Source organism: Undibacterium sp. GW821-FHT07F11, assembly GCF_059418665.1.
This window is the reverse complement of record NZ_JBWKQH010000009.1, coordinates 14,387-34,711: the sequence shown is the minus strand read 5'-3', so window position 1 is coordinate 34,711 and position 20,325 is coordinate 14,387. Positions and strand designations below refer to the sequence as shown.

At 51.3% G+C, this 20,325-nt stretch carries 20 protein-coding genes; 9 read left to right on the top strand and 11 right to left on the bottom strand.

Annotated features, from left to right (window positions below):
- From cobO to AC07OI_RS21470, 8 genes are all read left to right on the top strand, one after another.
- Complete coding sequence (cobO, locus tag AC07OI_RS21505) at positions 1-639, top strand: cob(I)yrinic acid a,c-diamide adenosyltransferase (protein WP_492708738.1); 639 nt, start codon at positions 1-3, stop codon at positions 637-639.
- On the top strand, positions 633-1,958 hold the full coding sequence (locus AC07OI_RS21500) for a cobyrinic acid a,c-diamide synthase CobB (protein WP_495258657.1): 1,326 nt from the start codon (positions 633-635) through the stop codon (positions 1,956-1,958). The genes cobO and AC07OI_RS21500 overlap by 7 nt, the downstream gene beginning before the upstream one ends.
- A gap of 8 nt (positions 1,959-1,966) precedes the next feature.
- Entirely contained in the window at positions 1,967-2,545 is a 579-nt protein-coding gene (gene cobU, locus AC07OI_RS21495) for a bifunctional adenosylcobinamide kinase/adenosylcobinamide-phosphate guanylyltransferase (protein WP_495258656.1), read from the top strand.
- Positions 2,539-3,492 carry an adenosylcobinamide-phosphate synthase CbiB gene (gene cbiB / locus AC07OI_RS21490; RefSeq protein WP_492708744.1) on the top strand — a complete coding sequence of 318 codons (954 nt, stop codon included), beginning with the start codon at positions 2,539-2,541 and terminating at the stop codon, positions 3,490-3,492. Before cobU ends, cbiB begins: the two co-directional genes overlap by 7 nt.
- Positions 3,485-4,537 (top strand): threonine-phosphate decarboxylase CobD, encoded by a 1,053-nt coding sequence (gene cobD, locus AC07OI_RS21485; RefSeq protein ID WP_495258655.1) that lies wholly within the window; start codon positions 3,485-3,487, stop codon positions 4,535-4,537. The genes cbiB and cobD overlap by 8 nt, the downstream gene beginning before the upstream one ends.
- A 161-nt stretch (positions 4,538-4,698) precedes the next feature.
- The gene (locus AC07OI_RS21480) at positions 4,699-5,574 is read left to right on the top strand and encodes a cobalamin-binding protein (protein WP_492708748.1); all 876 of its coding nucleotides are present in this window, start codon (positions 4,699-4,701) and stop codon (positions 5,572-5,574) included.
- Positions 5,571-6,380 (top strand): cobalamin-binding protein, encoded by an 810-nt coding sequence (locus AC07OI_RS21475; protein ID WP_492708750.1) that lies wholly within the window; start codon positions 5,571-5,573, stop codon positions 6,378-6,380. The genes AC07OI_RS21480 and AC07OI_RS21475 overlap by 4 nt, the downstream gene beginning before the upstream one ends.
- A gap of 34 nt (positions 6,381-6,414) precedes the next feature.
- Entirely contained in the window at positions 6,415-7,836 is a 1,422-nt protein-coding gene (locus AC07OI_RS21470) for a cobyric acid synthase (RefSeq protein WP_495258808.1), read from the top strand.
- On the opposite strand, the gene AC07OI_RS21465 is transcribed toward AC07OI_RS21470, so the two are convergent.
- The 5 genes from AC07OI_RS21465 to AC07OI_RS21445 form a co-directional block, all read right to left on the bottom strand.
- A complete protein-coding gene (locus AC07OI_RS21465; protein WP_495258654.1) occupies positions 7,833-8,240 on the bottom strand; it encodes a hypothetical protein in 408 nt (135 codons plus the stop codon). The genes AC07OI_RS21470 and AC07OI_RS21465 overlap by 4 nt on opposite strands.
- Before the next feature lie 76 nt (positions 8,241-8,316).
- Positions 8,317-9,912: a PepSY-associated TM helix domain-containing protein gene (locus AC07OI_RS21460; RefSeq protein WP_495258653.1), complete on the bottom strand. Its 1,596-nt coding sequence runs from the start codon at positions 9,910-9,912 to the stop codon at positions 8,317-8,319.
- An 11-nt stretch (positions 9,913-9,923) separates the two neighbouring features.
- Positions 9,924-10,217 (bottom strand): hypothetical protein, encoded by a 294-nt coding sequence (locus AC07OI_RS21455; protein WP_495258652.1) that lies wholly within the window; start codon positions 10,215-10,217, stop codon positions 9,924-9,926.
- Positions 10,207-10,473: a hypothetical protein gene (locus tag AC07OI_RS21450; protein WP_492708758.1), complete on the bottom strand. Its 267-nt coding sequence runs from the start codon at positions 10,471-10,473 to the stop codon at positions 10,207-10,209. Before AC07OI_RS21450 ends, AC07OI_RS21455 begins: the two co-directional genes overlap by 11 nt.
- A gap of 97 nt (positions 10,474-10,570) precedes the next feature.
- Positions 10,571-12,523, bottom strand: a complete 1,953-nt coding sequence (locus tag AC07OI_RS21445; protein WP_495258651.1) for a TonB-dependent receptor domain-containing protein — start codon at positions 12,521-12,523, stop codon at positions 10,571-10,573.
- A 309-nt stretch (positions 12,524-12,832) separates the two neighbouring features.
- Between AC07OI_RS21445 and AC07OI_RS21440 the strand changes: the two genes are divergently transcribed.
- Positions 12,833-14,467 carry a flagellar assembly protein A gene (locus AC07OI_RS21440; protein WP_495258650.1) on the top strand — a complete coding sequence of 545 codons (1,635 nt, stop codon included), beginning with the start codon at positions 12,833-12,835 and terminating at the stop codon, positions 14,465-14,467.
- Positions 14,468-14,518: 51 nt separating this feature from the next.
- On the opposite strand, the gene AC07OI_RS21435 is transcribed toward AC07OI_RS21440, so the two are convergent.
- From AC07OI_RS21435 to AC07OI_RS21410, 6 genes are all read right to left on the bottom strand, one after another.
- On the bottom strand, positions 14,519-15,211 hold the full coding sequence (locus AC07OI_RS21435) for a tetratricopeptide repeat protein (RefSeq protein ID WP_492708762.1): 693 nt from the start codon (positions 15,209-15,211) through the stop codon (positions 14,519-14,521).
- 38 nt (positions 15,212-15,249) lie between these two features.
- A complete protein-coding gene (locus tag AC07OI_RS21430; RefSeq protein WP_495258649.1) occupies positions 15,250-15,936 on the bottom strand; it encodes a hypothetical protein in 687 nt (228 codons plus the stop codon).
- Positions 15,937-15,938: 2 nt separating this feature from the next.
- A complete protein-coding gene (locus AC07OI_RS21425; RefSeq protein ID WP_495258648.1) occupies positions 15,939-16,577 on the bottom strand; it encodes a CatA-like O-acetyltransferase in 639 nt (212 codons plus the stop codon).
- 72 nt (positions 16,578-16,649) lie between these two features.
- The gene (gene tal, locus AC07OI_RS21420) at positions 16,650-17,585 is read right to left on the bottom strand and encodes a transaldolase (protein WP_492708768.1); all 936 of its coding nucleotides are present in this window, start codon (positions 17,583-17,585) and stop codon (positions 16,650-16,652) included.
- Positions 17,586-17,618: 33 nt separating this feature from the next.
- Entirely contained in the window at positions 17,619-18,677 is a 1,059-nt protein-coding gene (gene selD / locus AC07OI_RS21415; protein WP_495258647.1) for a selenide, water dikinase SelD, read from the bottom strand.
- 155 nt (positions 18,678-18,832) lie between these two features.
- Positions 18,833-20,284 (bottom strand): DEAD/DEAH box helicase, encoded by a 1,452-nt coding sequence (locus tag AC07OI_RS21410; RefSeq protein WP_492708793.1) that lies wholly within the window; start codon positions 20,282-20,284, stop codon positions 18,833-18,835.
- Positions 20,285-20,325: the final 41 nt, after the last annotated feature.

Sequence of the window (20,325 nt, the reverse complement as noted above, 5' to 3'; positions counted from 1 at the left end):
ATGACAAGTTCAATGCCACCAAAGCCGGACACAGAGACTGACAATATCAATACCCGTCATGAACGCCGCATGCAGCGAAAAAAAGCGATGATGGATGAAAAGATAGAAAAGGCACAGCGCAAGACCGGTGTCTTGCTGGTACATACCGGCAATGGGAAAGGTAAAAGTTCCAGCGCCTTTGGTATGGTCATGCGTGCCATGGGACATGGCATGAAGGTAGGTGTCGTCCAGTTCATCAAAGGGGCGATGTCCACCGGCGAAGAAATTTTCTTGCGCCGCTTTCCGGATGAAGTCGAATTCCATGCCATGGGCGAAGGCTATACCTGGGTCACACAAAACCGTGAACGCGATATGGAAAAAGCCGCCGCAGCATGGGAGCAGGCAAAACGCTTTCTGAATGACCCGACGATAGGCCTGGTGGTGCTGGACGAACTCAATATCGCCCTCAAATACCATTACCTCGATTTGCAGATGGTCATTGATGATCTTGATGGCAGGCCGGAAATGCAGCACGTCGCCGTCACTGGTCGCGGTGCCTTGCCAGAGATTATTGCGATTGCCGATACCGTCACAGAAATGAATGTCATCAAACATGCTTTCAAAGAAGGCATCGTGGCACAGGCGGGCGTGGAATGGTAAGGCCCAGCGCCAAGGTTGTACTGATCTCGGCCATCGCATCAGGCCAGGGCAAGACCACGACTACCGCAGCACTGGCACGCAAGCTGGTGAAGCTGGGCAAGACAGTACGCGTATTTAAAACCGGACCGGACTTTATCGACCCCATGATGCTGGAACGCGCTTGTGGCTCAGCCGTGCATTCACTGGATTTGTGGATGGTAGGGCAGGCAGATTCTGAAGGCATGCTGGCACGCGCTGCGCTGGATGCTGACGTCATCCTCATCGAAGGTGTCATGGGCCTGTATGACGGCAATCCCTCATCGGCTGACCTGGCGCGCGCCTTTGGCGTGCCTGTTGTGGCGGTACTCGATGCCTCTGCCATGGCGCAGACTGTCGGTGCACTGGCCATGGGACTGCGTGATTTCGGTCCTGTGCATCTGGCTGGCGTCATCGCCAACCGTATAGCTTCTGAAGGCCATGCCAAAATGGTAGAGGCGGCCATGCGTGATATACCCTTGCTGGGCAGCCTGCACCGTCAAGAGCAAGCCTTACCTGAGCGCCATCTGGGCCTGGTCTTGCCACAAGAAGTGGATAGCATTGAAGCCATACTTGATGCCATGGCCGACAGCCTGGACCTAGACATGCAAGCCTGGGATGCTTTGCCGGATACCAGTTTTGAATTGCAGGACCACCGATCACTGCATATCTCTCAGCATGTATCTCAATCAGCCACCAATCTGGCAGGCAAGACCATCGCCATCGCGCGTGATGCCGCATTTGCCTTTATCTATCCAGCCAATATTGAATGCCTGATAGGACTGGGTGCAGAGCTGGTTTTCTTTTCACCTTTGGCAGATGAAGCAATACCGCCGCAAGCAGATGCCCTGTATCTGCCTGGCGGTTACCCTGAATTGCATGCAGAGACGCTGACGCAGGCCAGCAACTGGCTGACATCGCTGCACGCCGCCCATGCGCAAGGCATGCCTATATTGGCAGAGTGCGGCGGCATGATGGCAATTACTGAAGGTCTGGTGGATCAACAGCAACAAAGCTGGTCCATGGCGGGTATCTTGCCAGGTAAAGTCATCATGCAAAAACGGCTGGCAGCGCTGGGTGCGCAAGCCCTGGCTACGCCGCAGGGTGAATTGCGCGGGCACACCTTTCATTACTCGCGTTTTGAAACTACATTGACTGCCAATAGCCATACCATCAAGCATTCCACCCAGCAGCAGGGTGAAGCTATTTACAAGCTCGGCAATGTGCGCGCTTCTTATTTTCATGCCTACTTTGCTTCCAATCCTGCGGCAACGGCAGCATTGTTCTCAGTTGAAACATCATGAGATGCGATATGAAACCCGCACACTGTACCAGTCTGATTTTTGGTGGTGCGCGTTCGGGCAAGAGTGCGTTTGCCGAACAACTGGCAAGCAGACTCAGTGACGGTAAACAACAGGTGCTTTACCTGGCAACTGCCAGGGCAGGCGATACGGAAATGCTGGAGCGTATTGCCCATCACCGTGCACGCCGCCCTACAGACTGGGGCACGCTGGAACAAAGCCTGGAGCTGGGTGCGACCATCATGGAGCATAGCCGGGCAGACAATATCATCCTGGTCGATTGCCTGACGGTGTGGTTATCGAATCTGCTGTTTTCAGAAGAGGCAGATTTTCCTGAGATAGGTCACATCACGCCGCCACCACAGTTTGCCTTGCAACGCCAGGCTTTGCTGGATGCACTGGTACAAGCACCGGGGCAAATTATCCTGGTATCGAATGAAGTGGGCATGGGTATTGTTCCCATGGGTGCGGTTTCGCGCTGGTTTGTCGATGAAGCAGGGCGCTTGAACCAGGCAGTAGCTGCCGTCGCAAACAATGTAGTCTGGGTGGCTGCCGGTTTGCCACTGCATTTGAAAGGCCAGCCATGCTGATGCAAGAGGGCCTGGTCATGGTGTTATGCCTGCTGCTGGGTATTTTGCTGGACCTGGCGCTGGGCGAAGTGCGTCAATTTCATCCTCTGGTGGGTTTTGGTAGTCTGGCTAATGCCATAGAGCGGCGATTGAACAAGCCAGCAGTCAGCCGCTGGACCGGTGCTTTGGCATGGTGTCTGGCGGTTTTGCCACTGCTTGCATTAAGTGTGCTGGTACTGCTGTTGGCCCAATATTTCAACGATTGGCTGGCTGCTATATTGCACATCGTATTGCTGTATTTTTGCCTTGGTTTGCGCAGTCTGCATGAGCATAACGCTGCCATCGCTACTGCTTTACAGGTGGGTGATTTGCCAGAAGCGAGAAAGCGCACTTCCTATATCGTCAGTCGCGATACAGAGGAAGCGGACGAGGCTTATCTGGCCAAGGCCAGTGTCGAATCCGTACTCGAAAATGGCTGCGATGCTGTCTTTGCTACCTTGTTCTGGTTCATCTTGCTGGGTGGCCCCGGTGCAGTCTTATACCGCCTCGTAAATACTCTCGATGCCATGTGGGGTTATCGCTCCACGCGCTTTCTGCGCTTTGGTTGTGTTGCGGCACGCATTGACGACATCATGAACTGGATACCCGCGCGTCTGACTGCATGCACCTATGCCGCATTGGGCAAGACCCGTCTGGCCTGGCAATGCTGGCAGCGTCAGGCACCCGGCTGGCCCAGCCCTAATGCTGGCCCTGTGATGGCCTCCGGTGCTGGTGCGCTTGGCCTGGCGCTGGGTGGTGCGGCCAGTTATGACGGTGTGGCAGAAGTTCGTCCACCGCTGGGTGAAGGTGATACAGCAAAGGCCACAGATATTTTGCGTGCCCTGCGTCTGGTAGAGACTGGTGCTGCATTGTGGTGTGGCATAGCCTTGCTGGCAGTCTTATTTTTGAGTGGAGTCATCCATGCTTGAACACGGTGGCAATCTGCGCGATGCCGTGCGCCATTTTGGCCGTCCGCTCGAAGACTGGCTGGACTTATCGACAGGCATTAATCCTCATTTTTACCCGGTACCGCAACTGGCAGCGAATGCCTGGCACCGCTTGCCTGAGTATTCTGATGCACTGGTGCAAGCGGCGCAGACTTATTATCGCGCACCACAGATGCTCGCCGTGGCGGGATCACAGGCGGTGATACAGGCCCTACCACGCTTGCGCCCGGCGGCGCGGGTCGTCGTATCGGCTCCAAGCTATGCTGAACATGCTTACCAATGGCGGCAAACTGCTCATGCGGTGACAGAATGCAGATACGCAGAACTGGACGCAGCCGTCGAACAGGCAGATGTTGTGGTGTTGTGTAATCCAAATAATCCTACCGGTGAATTTATTCCGGCAGATCAGCTTTTGCGCTGGGCTGCACAACTGGCGGCACGCGGTGGCTGGCTGGTAGTTGATGAAGCTTTTGCTGATACCGTACCCGATATCAGTGTCGCTATTCATGCAGACCAGCCTGGTCTGATCGTCTTGCGATCAGTTGGCAAGTTTTTTGGCCTGGCTGGTATTCGCCTTGGCTTTGTGGCTGCTGAAAAAAATCTGTTACAGCAATTGGCAAATTATCTTGGCCCCTGGAGTGTCAGCGGACCTGCCCAGCAAATTGCCATCGCCGCCTTGAATGATCAGCAATGGCAGGTGCAGACAGCGCAACGCTTGCAACTAGAAGGTGGACGATTGCGCCAACTATTGAAGTTGCATGATATACGTTCATCAGGCACTGACTTGTTCCAGTGGTGCAGTCATCAAGACCTGAACAATAAATCAGAACAATTGTGGCAATTCATGGCTGAACGTGGCATCTGGCTGCGCTGGTTTGCGCAAGGGTCACACAGGCCGCACGGTTTGCGTTTTGGCTTGCCGGGGAGCGAGGCGGGGTGGTTGTGGCTTGAGACCGATCTGGATGATTGGTCGAAAATTCAAAACCACTCACCACAGAGGTACGGAGGAATGAAAGAATCCTCTTAGGAAATCTTCGTTTCGCAGGCGAATGGCATGTCACCCTACGCGGGCCGCTCGAATTCCCTGCTACACCACAGAGTATGCACAGAGGAAGTGCATAAGACAGTGCGTTTTATCTTTGAGATTGGAGTGATATGTTCAGGCTTTTGAGTTTTGTAGTCATTACGATGACCACAGTTCATGCGCAGGCTGCCATTACGGTGACTGACGATATGGGTAATCAGGTTACTCTGGCCAAGCCTGCACAGCGGATTATCAGTTTGTCGCCGCATGTGACAGAAATGATCTATGTCGCAGGTGCGGGGGACAGGATTATTGGTACGGTCAAGTACAGTGATTACCCAACTGCGGCAAAAAATATCCCGCGGGTTGGGGACAATCGTCAACTGGATATTGAACGCATACTGGCGATGAAACCGGATTTGTTGATCGTCTGGATGCACGGTGCCTATGAACGCCAGTTGGAGATACTGCACAACTCTGGTATCCCTTATTTTTTCAGCGAGCCGCATAAACTCGATAATGTGGCGGAAACCCTGGTCAAATTTGGCAGTCTGTTTGGTACTGAGAAGCAGGCACAGGTTGCCGCCACAGAGTTCAGGCAGCAGGTGCAACAACTGAACAGTCAGTACCAGAATAAAAGCAAGGTCAAGGTCTTTTATCAGGTATGGGGCAAGCCACTCTATACACTCAATGACAGCCACATCGTCAGTGACGCAATCCGTAACTGTGGTGGGGAGAATATATTTGGCAAGTTACCGACTACCGCACCCGTGGTAGGCACAGAAGCAGTCTTGCAGGAAAATCCTGAAGTCATCATCACTGGCGACAGCAAAACCCAGGCGGTGAGCGGTATCGAGCAATGGAAGACTTTCCCTACCTTGCTGGCAACAAAAAACAATAATCTGATATCGATAGAAGGTGATCTCGTCAACCGCTCTGGCCCGCGCATTATCGAAGGTGCCAAGTTGATTTGCCAGGGACTTGAGCAAGCCAGACAGAAGCGCGATAAAACTGTAGCACCACCACAAGGGAAGAAATGAATTCAGCCAGCCTGTATCAACGTATAGCCTGCCTGTCTACCGAGGCGGTAGAAGTCTTGTATGCCCTGGGGGCAGAAGACTATGTGGTTGGCATCTCCGGCTACACCACCAGGCCGGCCCGCGCACGCGATGAGAAACCCAAGGTCAGTGGTTTTTCGTCTGCACAGATAGATCGCATCCTGGCTGTCAGACCTGATCTTGTGATTGCCTATTCAAATATGCAGTCAGAACTTTCGCGTGAACTGATCAGTGCGGGTATAGAAGTACATGCCTTCAATCAGCGTGATGTTGCCGGTATTTTGCATATGATCAAAGTATTGGCGAACCTGGTCGGCAAGCAGGAGCAGGGGGTTGTGCTGATCGCAGAACTGGAATCGCAAATTGCGACTATCAAACAGCAAAGCGCAGGCTGGACACGCAGACCAAAAATTTATTTTGAAGAATGGAATGATCCTCTGATGTCCTGCATAGGCTGGGTATCAGAACTGATCCATATTGCTGGTGGTGAAGATGCTTTTGCTGACCTGGCTCAGCACCATAGTGCCAAAGAGCGCATTATTGCCGACCCGGTAGAAATCATACGGCGTGCACCAGATATCATCATCGGTTCCTGGTGTGGCAAAAAGTTCCGGCCTGATAGCGTGATTGCCCGCGAAGGCTGGGATCATATTCCCGCGGTGCGAAATGGCAGGGTACTGGAAATAAAATCGGCAGACATACTTTCTCCAGGCCCATCCGCGATACAGCATGGACTGGTGCAATTGCATATACTGATTGCTGAATGGCAGTCCGCGCAAAACTCTTGAACAAGAATTTTATTCCATGAAAATATCCACGCTAATGGTGCAAGGCACGACTTCTGACGCTGGCAAAAGCACGGTGGTCGCAGCCCTGTGCCGTCTGTTGTATCGCCAGGGCGTCCGCGTTGTTCCCATGAAACCGCAAAACATGGCATTGAATAGTGCCGTCACGGTAGACGGTGGCGAGATCGGGCGTGCCCAGGCCTTGCAGGCGCTGGCTGCGGGTTTGCCTGCGCATACAGACATGAACCCGGTCTTGCTGAAGCCTTCTTCCGATACCGGCGCGCAAGTCATCATCCATGGCAAGGTCAGGGCAGACATGGATGCGCGTGATTATCATCAATACAAAACTATTGCCATGGGTGCGGTGCTGGAGTCTTATGGTCGCCTGCAACAGCAATATGAGGCGATTATCGTTGAAGGTGCTGGCAGCCCGGCAGAAGTGAACTTGCGTGACCGCGATATCGCGAATATGGGTTTTGCTGAAGCCGTAGATTGTCCCGTCATCCTGGTGGCCGATATAGACCGCGGTGGCGTGTTTGCCCATTTCGTTGGTACCCTGGATTGTCTGTCTGAGTCAGAACAAAAACGCATCATAGGCTTTGTCATCAACCGCTTTCGCGGCGATATCCGTTTGCTGGAACCTGGTCTTGAATGGCTGGAGAAAAAGACCGGCAAACCTGTATTGGCTGTCCTGCCTTACCTGCATGGTCTCCAACTTGATGCTGAAGATGCGATGCAGTCCAGCCAGGGCAATGCTGGCAAGTTCCGCATCATCGTGCCTGCCATACCACGCATATCTAACCATACTGATTTTGATGCACTACGTGCTCATCCCGATGTTGATCTGCAATTCATAGGCCCGGACAGGGCGATCCCGCCTGCCGACCTGATTATCCTGCCTGGCAGCAAAAACACCCGCGCCGACCTGGCATTTTTGCAGGCGCAAGGCTGGCTACCAGTGCTGGAAAAACACTTACGCTATGGCGGTAAAGTCATAGGCATATGCGGCGGTTACCAGATGCTGGGACAAATCATCAGCGACCCGCATGGTGTAGAGGGGCAGGCCGGTGATTCTGATGGACTGGGCCTGCTGGACATCAGCACCGAGCTGACGCAAGAAAAACGTCTGCAACAAGTAACAGGTGTCTGCGCATTCAACGCCAGCACTGCACAAGTCAGCGGCTACGAAATCCATATGGGCATCACCTATGCCAGTAATGAAACGCAACCAGTATTCAAGATCAATGGCGAAGACGAAGGCGCACGTTCACCCGATGACCTGATACTCGGCACCTACCTGCACGGCTTGTTCGACCACCCAGAAGCCTGCGCTGCCTTGCTGGCCTGGGCAGGTCTGGAAAGCGAGCACAAGGTCGATATGGCAGCATTGCGTGAACTTAGCCTGAACAGGGTGGCAGATGCCTGTGTGCCTTTGCTGGATGCCCTGCAAAAGCTCTAATCAGTTACTTCCTGTTTTTCAACCGGCAGTAATTGCGCAATCCCAAAAGCGATTTCAAATACGGTGAAGGCCAGTATGATCTGGCTGGCTCCATGAGCAACCGCATATAGCTGCCACATGCTGAACAGGACGCGCCCTGCAGCGTCATAGCGGCCATATTCCATGCGCGTGTCACGCAGGCGCAAAATAGCCCAGATGGTGACGATAGATCCCAGCAGATTCGCCATTAGCACATGGGCTGCAGCGAAAGCGGGGAATTCGCCTGCGATACCGAGGCTGCTATTGAGTTGCGTCAGGCTTTGGTGGATCAGGGCGAAACTCCAGGGCGTGGCAAAACCTATGGTGACGATCAGGTCATACCAGGCGCTGGCGCGCACGATGCGCAGATAGTTTTTCAGTTGCATAAGTCTCTCCGGGATTAGGAGAGATCATGTTGAACCCTGGTGTTTACTCCAGGGTCAAGCTAAATATGAAAATATGTCAGGTGCTTGCCTGCAAAGACCAGACACTATCCTTTGCTTCATCCCTGATGCGCTTGCCGGTCTTGCGTGCCGCGTAGATAAATGCCAGCGCCATTGCAATGGCAACCAGTTCCACACCAAGGCCAGTGCTATTGGGTGCAGATCGCAAGGCCATGAATGCAGAGCTACAAGGAATGGATAGTGCCGCAATCACGCACAACCATAACAAATCCACTGAAGAACGGGCAGCTCCACGCAGATATGCCCAGGCCAGTGCGCCGAGGAAGACGCTGTAATAGACGAATAAATAGACGAAATTGATATTCTTTGCCGTGGCAGAAAATAACTTGCCTGCCACCAGGGTGAAGCATACGCCTGCCACTGTGCCCAGGCATACACCAACCGTGCCAGCAGCCATTAACCTGGTAGACAGGGTTTGTACGGGAAGTGCCTGATTTGGGCGTTGGACTTTACGACGTTTTTCCAGCCACAACAAATTACCCGAATAAAACAGGAAAGCACCACTCAGGCCAAAAGCGAAATACACCCAGCGCATCATGTCGCCGCCATAACTGCCGAAATGGAGAGAGAAGAAGGGGCCTACGATGGCGCTCCAGGTACTTTCCTTGCCCGGTAACATGCTGGCATTGATGACGACACCAGTATAGGGATGCACGATGAGGTAGCCCGCTTCTGGCCCTTGCACCAGATAGCGTGGGTTGACAAGTGCCACCCTGGCCATAGGGCGTGGGCTTTCCAGGCCAAAGAACTGTATCTCTGAAATTCTCGAATCACCTGCTTCAGCCTTGACCTTGCTGATGATACTGGTCAGTGGCAGCATATCTTTGGCCTCATAGGGTTTGGCGGCCGCTGCCGGTGGTGTACCAAACATGGCCTGGTTTTTATAGACTATTTCTGCCAGACTGTCGTAAAACTGGTCATGAAACGCAAATACAATGACGGTGACACTGATGACAATATGGTAGGGCAGGCTGGTAATGCCAATGATATTGTGGGCGTCAAGCCAAAAGCGTTTGCGGTTCTTGCCAGGGCGCAGGGCAAAGAAATCCTTGACCAGGGTAGGCAGTAATAAAATCACGCCGGATACTAAAGCCAGGAAATACAAGATACCTGCCACGCCCATGAGATAGCCACCCAGGTATTCATCCCCAATTTCTCCAGGTATCCCGCCCGTCCTGTGCAGCATGTCTATCATTTGTGCGAGTATGGATGGCAATTCTTCTTTTGCCTGCAGCTTACCCGTTTCATCAAGGCTGGCAGTCCATTGCCTGGCTGAGAAATCCAGCTCACGTCCGGGTCTGCCTGCGGTCCAGGTCATGGTCGCAGCAGTATTGTCATCATGTCCCAGGTGCACGCTGAAACCCTTGCGCGCAGCAGGGTACTGTGTCAACGCCTGTTGCGCCAGACTATTGATGTGCCGCTCGCTCGTCATTGCTGGTAGTGGTTCTGGCGGGCTGACCCATCGATCGAGTGGCTGCTTGAACATGGTCAGGGCACCGGCAAAAAAGCCGATGAACAGCAAGAGGCCTGCACTGATCCCTACCCAGGTATGCAGGGTTTGATAGACACGCAAGATGTCACTTCTGATTTTCATTGACTATTCGACTAAGTTTTTACAAGAAACAGCAAAGCATAGGCCAGCACATTGGCAATCAGCAGCCCTGTCAATGCGCGCATGCCTGTACGCACCAGATAAATCAGGCTGAGTATCAGCATCCATACTGGCGCGATAAGCCACATGACGAATTGCACTTTTTGTGGGGCAGCGATGCCGCCCGGGCCTACCCAGGCAAACAAGCCAGATATCGCCAGAGCCAGCGTAAAGCCCAGCACCAGGCCAGATATGGTTTTAGTCCACCAGTCAGCGCGGATAGGAGCTTTTTTTGCTTTATTCTCCATGTGTTTTCTTTTTCTTGAGTAAGGAGAAAAATGGTAGCAGGCCCAACACCAGCATGGTAATCACCAGCCATGCAAAAATCGCAGTGGCGATGCTGAAAGCCTGCCATCCGCAATACAAGGCCAATCCCATGAGCAGGCTGGCAATTGCAAGCGCGATTTTTGTTGGCAAAGCCTTGGTCAGCCAGGCCTGATGCCTGTGGCTCAGGTACAGCAGGACAGAGGCTGTCAGTGTTAGCAGAAAAAACAAAATAGACACAAGACTATTCCCGTTTGAGTAGGTAAAACAATGTTTGCAGCAAAAAGCTGCAGGCACGACAATGCCTGCAGCTTTTCAGTTAGCACACGTAGCACACTCAGAAAGCCAGTGTGGCACTGACGTAATAATTGCGGCCTAATTCAAAGTAAGCAAAGTCTTTGCTCTTTTGTTCCAGGTTCACATTAGTCAGGTTTTTTACACCCACACGCAAAATCAGATTGTCTTGCAGGCGGGCAGACAGGTTCCAGTCCAGACGGGTATAAGCTGGCAGTTCCTTGGTTTCATAGAATTGGCTGCCTATGTAGTGTGCGGTCAGGCCTGTTTGCAGACGTTCAGTCGCTTTCCAGTTGACGCCCAGTTTGGCGACATTGGCAGGACGGTTGTCCAGCTTGGTTTCCTTGCCTGCCTCATCTGTGTAGTCAGCTTTCAGATGAGTGTAGTTAGCATTGATGGAGAAGGAGGAGCTCAATTCCACATCGCCTTGCAGTTCTATACCGCTGGTTTTTGCTTTGGCAATATTGATCCAATTCCTCGTATTTTTAACACCGTCATAATTGGCAACAATCATGGCATCGACATCATTTTTGAATGCCACTGCACTCATGTTCCAGCCTTTTTGATGAACTTCAACGCCAGCTTCAAAATTAGTGCTGGTTTCAGGTTTCAGGTTAGGATTGCCAGACAGATAGCAAGCACCGCCGCAACTGACTACACTGTATTCAGGACTTAACTGATAGGCATCCGGTGCCTTGAATGCCTTGCTGATACCACCTTTCACGGTGACAGCATTGTTGACCTGGTAAGACAGGTAAGTCTTGGGGGAAAAATGATTGCCGAAGGTATTGCTGTCATCGATGCGTCCGGCGAGTGTCAGATGCAAGTCCCTGGTCAGGCTGATTTCATCTTCCACAAATATCGCAGAGCTGCGTGTACTGATCTCACCAGTTTTTAAATAAGTCAGCGGGTCTTTGATTAACTGGCGGCGTAAATCGACGCCAGCAGTCAGTCCATGGATGCCCAGTTCTGTATTGGCATACACTTTTGCGTAGGTATTTTTTTCTTTCAGCACGCGCTGTTGTGGCTTGTTATAGCGACTGTTGAAATCATCTATTGTCGTATCTTCCTGATTCAGGAAAGCAGTGGTCGTACCCCAGTCCCAGGACGCCTTATGGCTGATGCCGTAGGTATAGCGAGTGATTTCCTGTTCACGATAATCCCTGGCTTCATAATTCCATTCAGGAAAATAGGCGTAATAAAACAGGGCGCGCGGACGTTTGTCCTTGTTGTAGCCAAAATCAAAGTCCAGGGACTGGTTGTCCGACAGCTTCAGCGTTGTTGTCGTCACCAGGTTTTGCGATTGTTTTTTCTCCAGACGGGCAGGGCGGGTAGGATCAGATGCTGTTGTACTGAACCAAGGCTGCCTGTCATAGACTTCGCCAGAAATAGCCATGCTGAGCTGGTCATTGAAGGCACCGCTGGTTGCAGCACCTATGCGGTATTGATCACCTTGCTCACCGGTCGCGACCTTGCGGTATTCAGTATTGAATGTACTGGTCCATGTTTTGGCAGGCGTCTTGGTAATGATATTGATGACACCACCAATCGCGTCAGAACCATACAAGGCAGCCATGGGGCCACGCACGATTTCTACGCGCTTGATGCTGTTCAAAGGAATGGAACTGAAGTCAAAATCACTGCCGCGCCATAAAGCGCCACCAGAAGAGACGCGCTTACCATTGACCAGCATCAAAGTATATTTTCCACTCAATCCACGAATCTGGATTTCATCACGGCCTGTGCCATCGGTTTGGTTGTTGACACCAACCGTTTCACGCAATAAATCTGCCAGGCTGTTTACTGGTGATTTTGCAATATCTTCAGCTGTTACTACAGTAGTAAATGCTGGCGCGGATGCGATGCTGTGATTACGTAGCGTCGCAGTCACGATGACCTGTTGAGCATCGATGGGTTCCTGGGCAGCGGCATATACTGCTGGTCCACTCGCCAGGTTGGCCAATAAAACAACGATCAACTTCCTTTTGAAATGCATGGTTTCCCCTTTTTGTTAAGGGCGTGATATTAATGCAAATAAATATTAAATACAAATGATTCTCATTTGTATTTAATGAAAATCAATGTTTGCGGCAAGCATGAGTAAAATATCCTGAACTGATGTTGGATCTGGAAGATGTCACCAGGCAGTTGGCCGGGTTTTGATTTGTGCCTTGGTAGTGTATTGATGGCTGGAGCGCCTCATTATGAAATCAGTTCTAGCCTTGTACTTGCAGCCGTGGCATTCTGGTATACGCAGCAAGCAAGTAAATATTCTGAGGGCGGATGTCAATGTAAAGGAAGCATTTTGAGTGAGTCGCTTTCTAATTCGATAACACTATCGTTTTTTATCGAAGAACCTGACGGCATACTGTATGCGCAGTACGCACCGGCAGAGGCGGCTGCGCCTCCGGATTTGAGCGATCTGGAAAATGAGCTGCAAGGCAGCGAGCATGCAGGCTGCTGCATCGATAATTCTGCTTTACTGGCTTTCGCCAAACTTTGCCGTGACAGCAAAGAAACACAAAAATTGCAAATAGGTCAGCGCAAGGATGCCGAGTTTATTCTGGATGTTGCAGAAGATTTATTATCCGCCAGCCTGACTCTGATTCCTGCCATGGGGGGTAAATCAGTAGGCACTGCAGTCAATGACGCATTGCGTGAACAGGGCATTATCCATGGGATATTGCATACAGAGCTGGATGCCGCATTGGCAGTAGGTATATGCGAAAACTTGCTGATTGCGCAGGGGGATGCCCCGCGCCAGGGTGTTGCTGGTCGCCTGGAACCTTTGTTTGGCACGCATAAAAGCGAAATTACCCAAAGGGATGAACTTGCCGTCATCAAGTTTCGCGAACTCAGCCATTTGCTTCTGGTGCATGTCGGCGATGAACTGATGCGACGTATCCCGCCAGTGCAGGGCAAGTTTGGCATGAATATCAGAGGTCAGGTGGTGTTGGCCAAGCCGCAGCCAGACATGGCTTTTGGCACTAACCTGCAAGGTGCAGCACCGTCGGCAACGGACCCGGATTTGTTGATGGCGACCAATGCAGGTCAACCTGTCGTTGTTGGCGATGGGGTTATTGTTAACCCGGTGCTGCAAGTGCCGGACGTTGATTTGAGTACCGGGAACATCAGTTTCGAAGGCACCATCCACGTTGATGGAGATATCAAGGCAGGGATGATTTTGAATGTGACAGGAGATGTCATTGTCAATGGCCTGGTTGAGGCTGCCGATATTGTGGCCGGTGGCAATGTCGCGGTAAAAGGTGGCATCATCGGTTTGGCGGAAAGAAAACCGGGTACACAAAATCTCAGCGGCACCACCTCACGTATCAAATGTGGTGGTTCGGTGCAAGCCTTGTTCGCTGAAAATGCCCACATTGAAGCTGGCGACAGCATACAACTGGAACAAAATGCCAGGCAATGTGAGTTGATCGCCAGAAAAGAAATTATTGTTGGCAAACCGGGTTCCAGTGTAGGCAATATCCTGGGTGGCAGGACACAGGCTGCACTGATGGTTAGCGCTGTTTCCCTGGGTTCTGCTAGCGGTACGCGGACACAGATCCAGGTGGGTTTTGACCCATATAGGGATGCGCAAATTCATGACACGCAATATCAGATAGGGCGCAAGGCTACTGAGCTGGATCAACTGATCAAGTTGCAAGTTTTTTTTGCTACCAACCCGCAAAAGGCAGCAGGTGGCGTTGGTGAAAAGGTTGAAGCCAAGCGCCTGCATTTACTGGAAGAACTGGATGCTCTGGAAAAAGAACTCGATGAGCTGGAAGCGGAGCAAGAACTGATAGACAAGGCCAGCGTGAAAATCATCAAGAAAATCCACGAAGGTGTAGAGATACAGATAGGCAGGCAGAAATGGCAAGTCAAGGAGGACTCTGGTCCCGGCAATTATCAAATACACGATGGGCATATTGCCATCATCTGAACTGTATTACCTGGCAGTGTGGCTTGAGGATAGAAGGCGAAGCTGCCAGAATTATTCAGTTGCTTTCTGAGGCTTCCAGTCTTTTGCCAATGCCTGTGCTTCCGCGACTTCTTCCTTGCTCATTTTGGCAGCCACATATTTTCTGAAGACTTCGCTATCGTCATAGTCTCCCGCCAGGCTCAGCCATTTATAAGCTTCGACCAGGTTCGCCGTGACACCTCGACCTTTCAGGTAGAGCAAGCCCAATTGATACTGGGCGCTGGCATTGCTTTGATTGGCGGCTTGCTGGAATAATTCCCTGGCCTTGTTGTAGTCACGTGCCACGCCTGTGCCTGTTACATACAAAATACCCAGGCTATATTGGGCATCGGCATAACCCTGGTCGGCGGCCTTTCTGAACCATGAAGCAGCGATGCCGTGGTTGGATAGCATGCCTTTGCCCTTCGCATACATGCGCCCCAGGTTCACTTGCGCCCTGACATTGCCTTTGATGGCAGATTGTTCGAACCAATTGAATGCCTGCTTGTAGTCTTGCGCAACGCCTTCGCCATTTAAAAACATCAGGCCCAGATTGAACTGGGCATCGGTATTGCCCTTGGCCGCGGCAGTCTTGAATGATTCAAGCGCGGAGGTAAAATCACCTTGTCCGTAATAGCTGACGCCATCTGTGAAATCGTCAGCGCATGCCTTGCCCGTTGCCAGCATGCAAGCCAGTATGAGGATGGCTGGATTAAATTTGCGCATGATGTGTTCCTTGGGAAGGGGTGTTAGTCTTACTTTGGTTAATTCGCTGGTTTAAGAGTCCAGTCACTATTGCTTTGCTTTATGTGCATCTTTGCTTTCTTGAAGGGAATCTGTATGTCAATATTACCTTGCATCTGACTCCTGAAACATAAGCCTCCTTTAGCAGGTTCAGTATAGCGCGTACTGAATTCAGCGTCGGCATACAGCGTGACATGCATGGAGGTGTTCATTTTGACCATGCAAGCCGTATCAGGGTTGACCCATATCTTGATGCTGATTTGTTTACCGGCCCCGTCATCACTAAGCAGAAAAACGCCAAGATTCCTTCCATCGAGATTTTCATTTTCAAGGCGTTTGACTTTGACGTCTTCTTCAAAAAGACTGGACTTGAGTTCATCCAGCCCTGTCAGCATCTTATTGATAGCATCGGCAGATTTTTTTTGCTCGGGCAGGGCTTGCCAGTTACTATCAGTGTTGACGCTTGAATATTTGGCTTCCTGCTTTTCCCAGCCATTCAAGGTAGATTTGATATAACTGGTCTTGCTGGCCTGGTCTTTGCGTTCTGCGTCAAGTTGGGTTTTTATCTCTTTGGGAACCCATCGATTTGTCGCTTTGTACTGTGCCAAGGTTTTGTTCCAGAGGGAATCTGTTTCCGTAGCGGTACTTGCATTTGACAAGCTTGCCAAGCTGAACAAGAGCAGAGTTTTTGCGATGGATGTCATCATGCTTATTTGAGCTTGCCAGATAAACCGGCTTCCAGGGTTTCAATAAATTGGTGTACGTGATAGGCGTCGACCAGCCCGTGATGGACAAAAATCGCAATCGGCAGCATCAGGCGCTGATGCTGTTTGAAAAATTTCCCCACTGAGATTTTGGGCACACTGTCCTTGCGATCATATTGCCGTGCATGTGTCAGGCCGGTAAAGCTGATCCAGGGGATGGCAGAAAAATGGATCACGTCCTCACGTGCGCATTCATCATTGAAACAAAGGCCGCTGCTGTTCTTGACTTTATCCATGGCGATGTTTGCCCCGGTGGTGAAAGCGGCAAAATCTTCTTCATAATAAATGGGGCAAAACCCAAAAGTATGGTCGGCGCGCTGCACGGTTGCATTCGCGTGTATTACTTCATAATCAAACACCTTGCCATCTTCTATGCGATAGCGCATAGCATCGGTGCGCATGATCGCGCGTAATATCTGATGCAGATAAAACAGGAAGAAGGAGTGTTGTTCATTCTTGCAATGCTGATAGGCCCAGGTGCAATCCACATTCAGGTTCAGGCCATGGAAGGGTTCATCCATCTGGGAAAAGAAGGCGTAATGTTCGTGCCGGTTCCATGTTGTGATGTCTAACTGCTTTTTCATATCCGGGTCATTCAAAATAAAAAAGGGCAGAAAATTCTGCCCCTTCATCATAACCTGCCAGATGGTGTTGATTCAACGCATTGCGGCAATCATCTTTTCCAGCTTGACGGTATCGGCGCAGAAAGCACGTATGCCTTCGGACAGTTTTTCTGTCGCCATCGCATCTTCATTGAGATCAAGACGGAAAGTTTTTTCATCCATGCTGACTTTTTGCAGGTCAGAAGAAGCCGCCAGTTCCTTGCTCAGTTTTTGCGTGACATTGCTATTGCTGTCGCTGAGTTTTTGCAAGAGATCAGGGCTGATGGTCAGCAAGTCACAGCCAGCCAGTTCCAGGATTTGCGAAGTATTGCGGAAGCTGGCACCCATGACTTCAGTGTTGTAGCCAAACTTGCGGTAGTAGGTGTAGATTTTTTTGACAGACAAGACGCCTGGGTCATCTGCACCAAAGATTTCCTGGCCAGTCTTATTCTTGTACCAGTCATAGATACGGCCTACGAAAGGCGAAATCAGTTGTGCGCCAGCTTCAGCACAGGCAATCGCTTGTGCCAGGCAGAACAGCAGGGTCATATTGCAGCGTATGCCTTCTTTTTCCAATACTTCGGCAGCGCGTATACCCTCCCAGGTAGAAGCAATCTTGATCAGGATGCGCTCACGCGGTATGCCTGCGGCTTCATACATCGCGATCAACTGGCGGCCTTTGGCAACAGTACCAGCTGTGTCGAAAGACAGGCGGGCATCGGTTTCAGTTGAAACGCGGCCAGGGATGACTTTTAAAATTTCCAGACCAAAAGCAATCAGCAAGTGATCAATGGTTTCATCAATTGACTTGCCTGCTGTGTCCTTGACGGCTTTTTCCAGCAAAGGCAGGTATTCCGGCTTTTGTACGGCTTTCAGGATCAGGGATGGATTAGTCGTCGCATCGCGTGGGGCATAAGCCTGGATAGCCTGGAAATCGCCAGTGTCAGCGACCACAGTGGTGTATTGCTTGAGTTGTTCTAATTGGTTCATGGTATTTGCAAAAGTAGGGGCAAAATCAAAAAATCAGGGCAGGACAGTAATTAAAGGCTCACCTGTAACAATATCACCAATCACAGCAGCTTCCAAGAAGCCGCCCTGGTGGAAAATTCGTAAAACATCGTCTACTGCAGCCGGATCGCAAGCGACCAGCAAGCCGCCTGATGTTTGTGGGTCGGTCAGCAAGGCTTGTTGGGCAGGGGTGATCTGTGCATCAAGTGCGATAGCCTGACCATAGGCAGCCCAGTTACGGGCCGAGGCACCAGTGATGTAGCCTTGTGTTGCCAGTTGTTCTACATTGGTCAATAAAGGCACTGACGACATATTTACCTGTGCTGCCAGTTTCGAGCCGCGGCAGACTTCCAACAAATGGCCAAGCAAGCCAAAGCCGGTCACATCGGTCATGGCATGTACGCTATCCAGGGCAGAAAGTGCCTGCCCTGGCTTGTTCAGTTTGGTGGTGCTTTCTATCATGGTGGCATAACCAACTTCGTCCAGCACTTGTTTTTTGAGTGCGGCGGACAAGATGCCTACACCCAGCGGCTTACTGAGTATCAGCTTGTCGCCCGCCCTGGCATCAGCATTGCGTTTGACCCTGGATGGATGAATCAGGCCCATGACGACCAAGCCATAGATAGGTTCGACAGAATCGATGGTGTGACCACCCGCAATGGGTATGCCAGCTTCGGCACAGATGGTTTCACCACCTTGAATAATTTTACCTATGACTTCCAGCGGCAATTGATTGATGGGCATGCCAACGAGCGCCAGTGCCATGATGGGTGTGCCACCCATGGCATAGATATCTGAAATCGCATTGGTGGCCGCGATGCGACCAAAATCATAAGGATCGTCGACGATGGGCATGAAAAAATCGGTGGTGGCGATCAGCGCTTGCTCGTCATTGAGTTTGTAGACGGCTGCATCGTCTGCCGTTTCTATGCCCACCATAAGGGCGGGTGGAACTGGGAAACCTGAAGATTTTTTCAATATTTCAGCAAGTACGCCAGGCGCAATCTTGCAACCGCAGCCGCCACCATGCGAGAAAGAGGTAAGTCGGACGGAGGCGTCAGTTTCTTTACTCATGAGGCTTATACTTTTGTGTTGGTCAGAAGCTGAGGATTATACGACGGACCGGTGAGTATAAAAAAAAGCGACCACCAAAGTGATCGCTTTTTCATGATATTGCTTATGCAGCAATGTCTATGTTGCTTGCTCTACTGAGTAAAGCGATTGGCAAATCAGTAGTCGCCAAATGTACGACGTGCGCCGCTATCGTTAGAACGGTTGCCTTTGTAGCCGCCACCTTCTTTGCGTGGGCCAGCGCTGGTGCCTGTAGATGCACCAGCTGGTTTGCTGAAGCTGCGTTGACCTGGCTTGTTGTTGCCGTAGCCACCGCCACCGCCGGTTTTACGGGCATCGCCTGGTTTCCAGCCGTTAGGTTTGCGGGCTGCAGAGCGTGCTGGTGCTGCAGATTTCTTAGGCTCAAAACCTTCGATAACATCAACAGGGATCAATTGCTTGGTGAAGCGCTCGATACGTTTGACGTGCATGCCTTCAGCATGGTTCACCAGGGAAATCGCCAGACCTTTACGACCGGCACGGCCAGTACGGCCAATGCGGTGGACATAATCTTCCGGGAACTTAGGCAAATCGTAGTTGAAAACGTGCGTAATTGCAGGAACGTCGATACCACGGGCAGCAACGTCAGTCGCTACAAGTACACGTACCTGGCCACGGCGCAATGCGTCCAGAGTGCGGTTACGTGCACCTTGATGCATGTCGCCATGCAGGGCAGCAGCAGCAAAACCAGCGATGTTCAAACGGTCAGCGATGGTGTCTGCATCACGTTTTGTGGCTGTAAATACAACAGCCTGGTCAACGGTAGTGTCGCGCAGCAGATGATCAAGCATGCGATTTTTATGGGACAGATCGTCCACAAAGTGTACGCGTTGCTGGATGTTTTCATGCTTGCTGGCAGAACCGGCGATCTGGATGACCAGGGGCTCAGTCGTGATGCGTTTAGCCATGTTACCGACTACGCCATCCAGTGTTGCAGAGAACAACATGGTTTGACGTGTAGGTGGCGTAGCAGCAACGATTTTTTCGATATCGTCGATGAAACCCATGTCCAGCATGCGATCAGCTTCATCCAGAACCAGCATTTGCAGTTCAGAGAAGTCGATTTTGCCAGATTCCATATGATCAATCAGACGGCCAGGTGTGGCCACCAGGATTTCTGGATTGCGGGACAGCAATTGCATCTGTTTAGGATAAGGCATGCCACCCAGGATGGACACAGCCTTGATGCGGCGGGAATAAGCGCTGTATTTGTCAGTTGCTGTAGTGACTTGCAAAGCCAGTTCGCGGGTTGGCGTCAACACCAGCATTTTTGGTTTTGCAGCAACAAAACGTGGTTTGTCGCCACGTGAACGGGCAGCCTGACGTTCTTGATTAGGGGTTTTGCTGCTGGCAGCATCGTAGCTGACAACTTCAGCAGTAACCAGTTTATGCAAAGCAGGCAGCATGAAAGCGGCAGTTTTGCCAGAGCCGGTCTGGGATGAGACCATCAGGTCACGACCTTCAATCGCGGCAGGGATTGCCTGTTCTTGTACCGAAGTTGGCTTGGTATAGCCAGAGTCAGTCAGAGCGCGGATGATGTTGACGTGTAGACCTAGTGCTTCAAAACTCATGAATTTCTTTCGTGATTGGGACATTTGCAAAATGCGGCAGC

Excerpts from the sequence above, each read along its gene's own strand:
- cobD (WP_495258655.1), top strand. The coding sequence starts at position 3,485 with ATGCTTGAACACGGTGGCAATCTGCGCGATGCCGTGCGCCATTTTGGC.
- AC07OI_RS21475 (WP_492708750.1), top strand. The coding sequence starts at position 5,571 with ATGAATTCAGCCAGCCTGTATCAACGTATAGCCTGCCTGTCTACCGAG.
- AC07OI_RS21410 (WP_492708793.1), bottom strand. The coding sequence starts at position 20,284 with ATGAGTTTTGAAGCACTAGGTCTACACGTCAACATCATCCGCGCTCTG.
- cobO (WP_492708738.1), top strand. The coding sequence starts at position 1 with ATGACAAGTTCAATGCCACCAAAGCCGGACACAGAGACTGACAATATC.
- AC07OI_RS21435 (WP_492708762.1), bottom strand. The coding sequence starts at position 15,211 with ATGCGCAAATTTAATCCAGCCATCCTCATACTGGCTTGCATGCTGGCA.
- AC07OI_RS21425 (WP_495258648.1), bottom strand. The coding sequence starts at position 16,577 with ATGAAAAAGCAGTTAGACATCACAACATGGAACCGGCACGAACATTAC.
- AC07OI_RS21445 (WP_495258651.1), bottom strand. The coding sequence starts at position 12,523 with ATGCATTTCAAAAGGAAGTTGATCGTTGTTTTATTGGCCAACCTGGCG.
- selD (WP_495258647.1), bottom strand. The coding sequence starts at position 18,677 with ATGAGTAAAGAAACTGACGCCTCCGTCCGACTTACCTCTTTCTCGCAT.
- AC07OI_RS21455 (WP_495258652.1), bottom strand. The coding sequence starts at position 10,217 with ATGGAGAATAAAGCAAAAAAAGCTCCTATCCGCGCTGACTGGTGGACT.
- AC07OI_RS21460 (WP_495258653.1), bottom strand. The coding sequence starts at position 9,912 with ATGAAAATCAGAAGTGACATCTTGCGTGTCTATCAAACCCTGCATACC.
- tal (WP_492708768.1), bottom strand. The coding sequence starts at position 17,585 with ATGAACCAATTAGAACAACTCAAGCAATACACCACTGTGGTCGCTGAC.
- cbiB (WP_492708744.1), top strand. The coding sequence starts at position 2,539 with ATGCTGATGCAAGAGGGCCTGGTCATGGTGTTATGCCTGCTGCTGGGT.
- AC07OI_RS21480 (WP_492708748.1), top strand. The coding sequence starts at position 4,699 with ATGACCACAGTTCATGCGCAGGCTGCCATTACGGTGACTGACGATATG.
- AC07OI_RS21465 (WP_495258654.1), bottom strand. The coding sequence starts at position 8,240 with ATGCAACTGAAAAACTATCTGCGCATCGTGCGCGCCAGCGCCTGGTAT.
- cobU (WP_495258656.1), top strand. The coding sequence starts at position 1,967 with ATGAAACCCGCACACTGTACCAGTCTGATTTTTGGTGGTGCGCGTTCG.
- AC07OI_RS21470 (WP_495258808.1), top strand. The coding sequence starts at position 6,415 with ATGGTGCAAGGCACGACTTCTGACGCTGGCAAAAGCACGGTGGTCGCA.
- AC07OI_RS21430 (WP_495258649.1), bottom strand. The coding sequence starts at position 15,936 with ATGATGACATCCATCGCAAAAACTCTGCTCTTGTTCAGCTTGGCAAGC.
- AC07OI_RS21500 (WP_495258657.1), top strand. The coding sequence starts at position 633 with ATGGTAAGGCCCAGCGCCAAGGTTGTACTGATCTCGGCCATCGCATCA.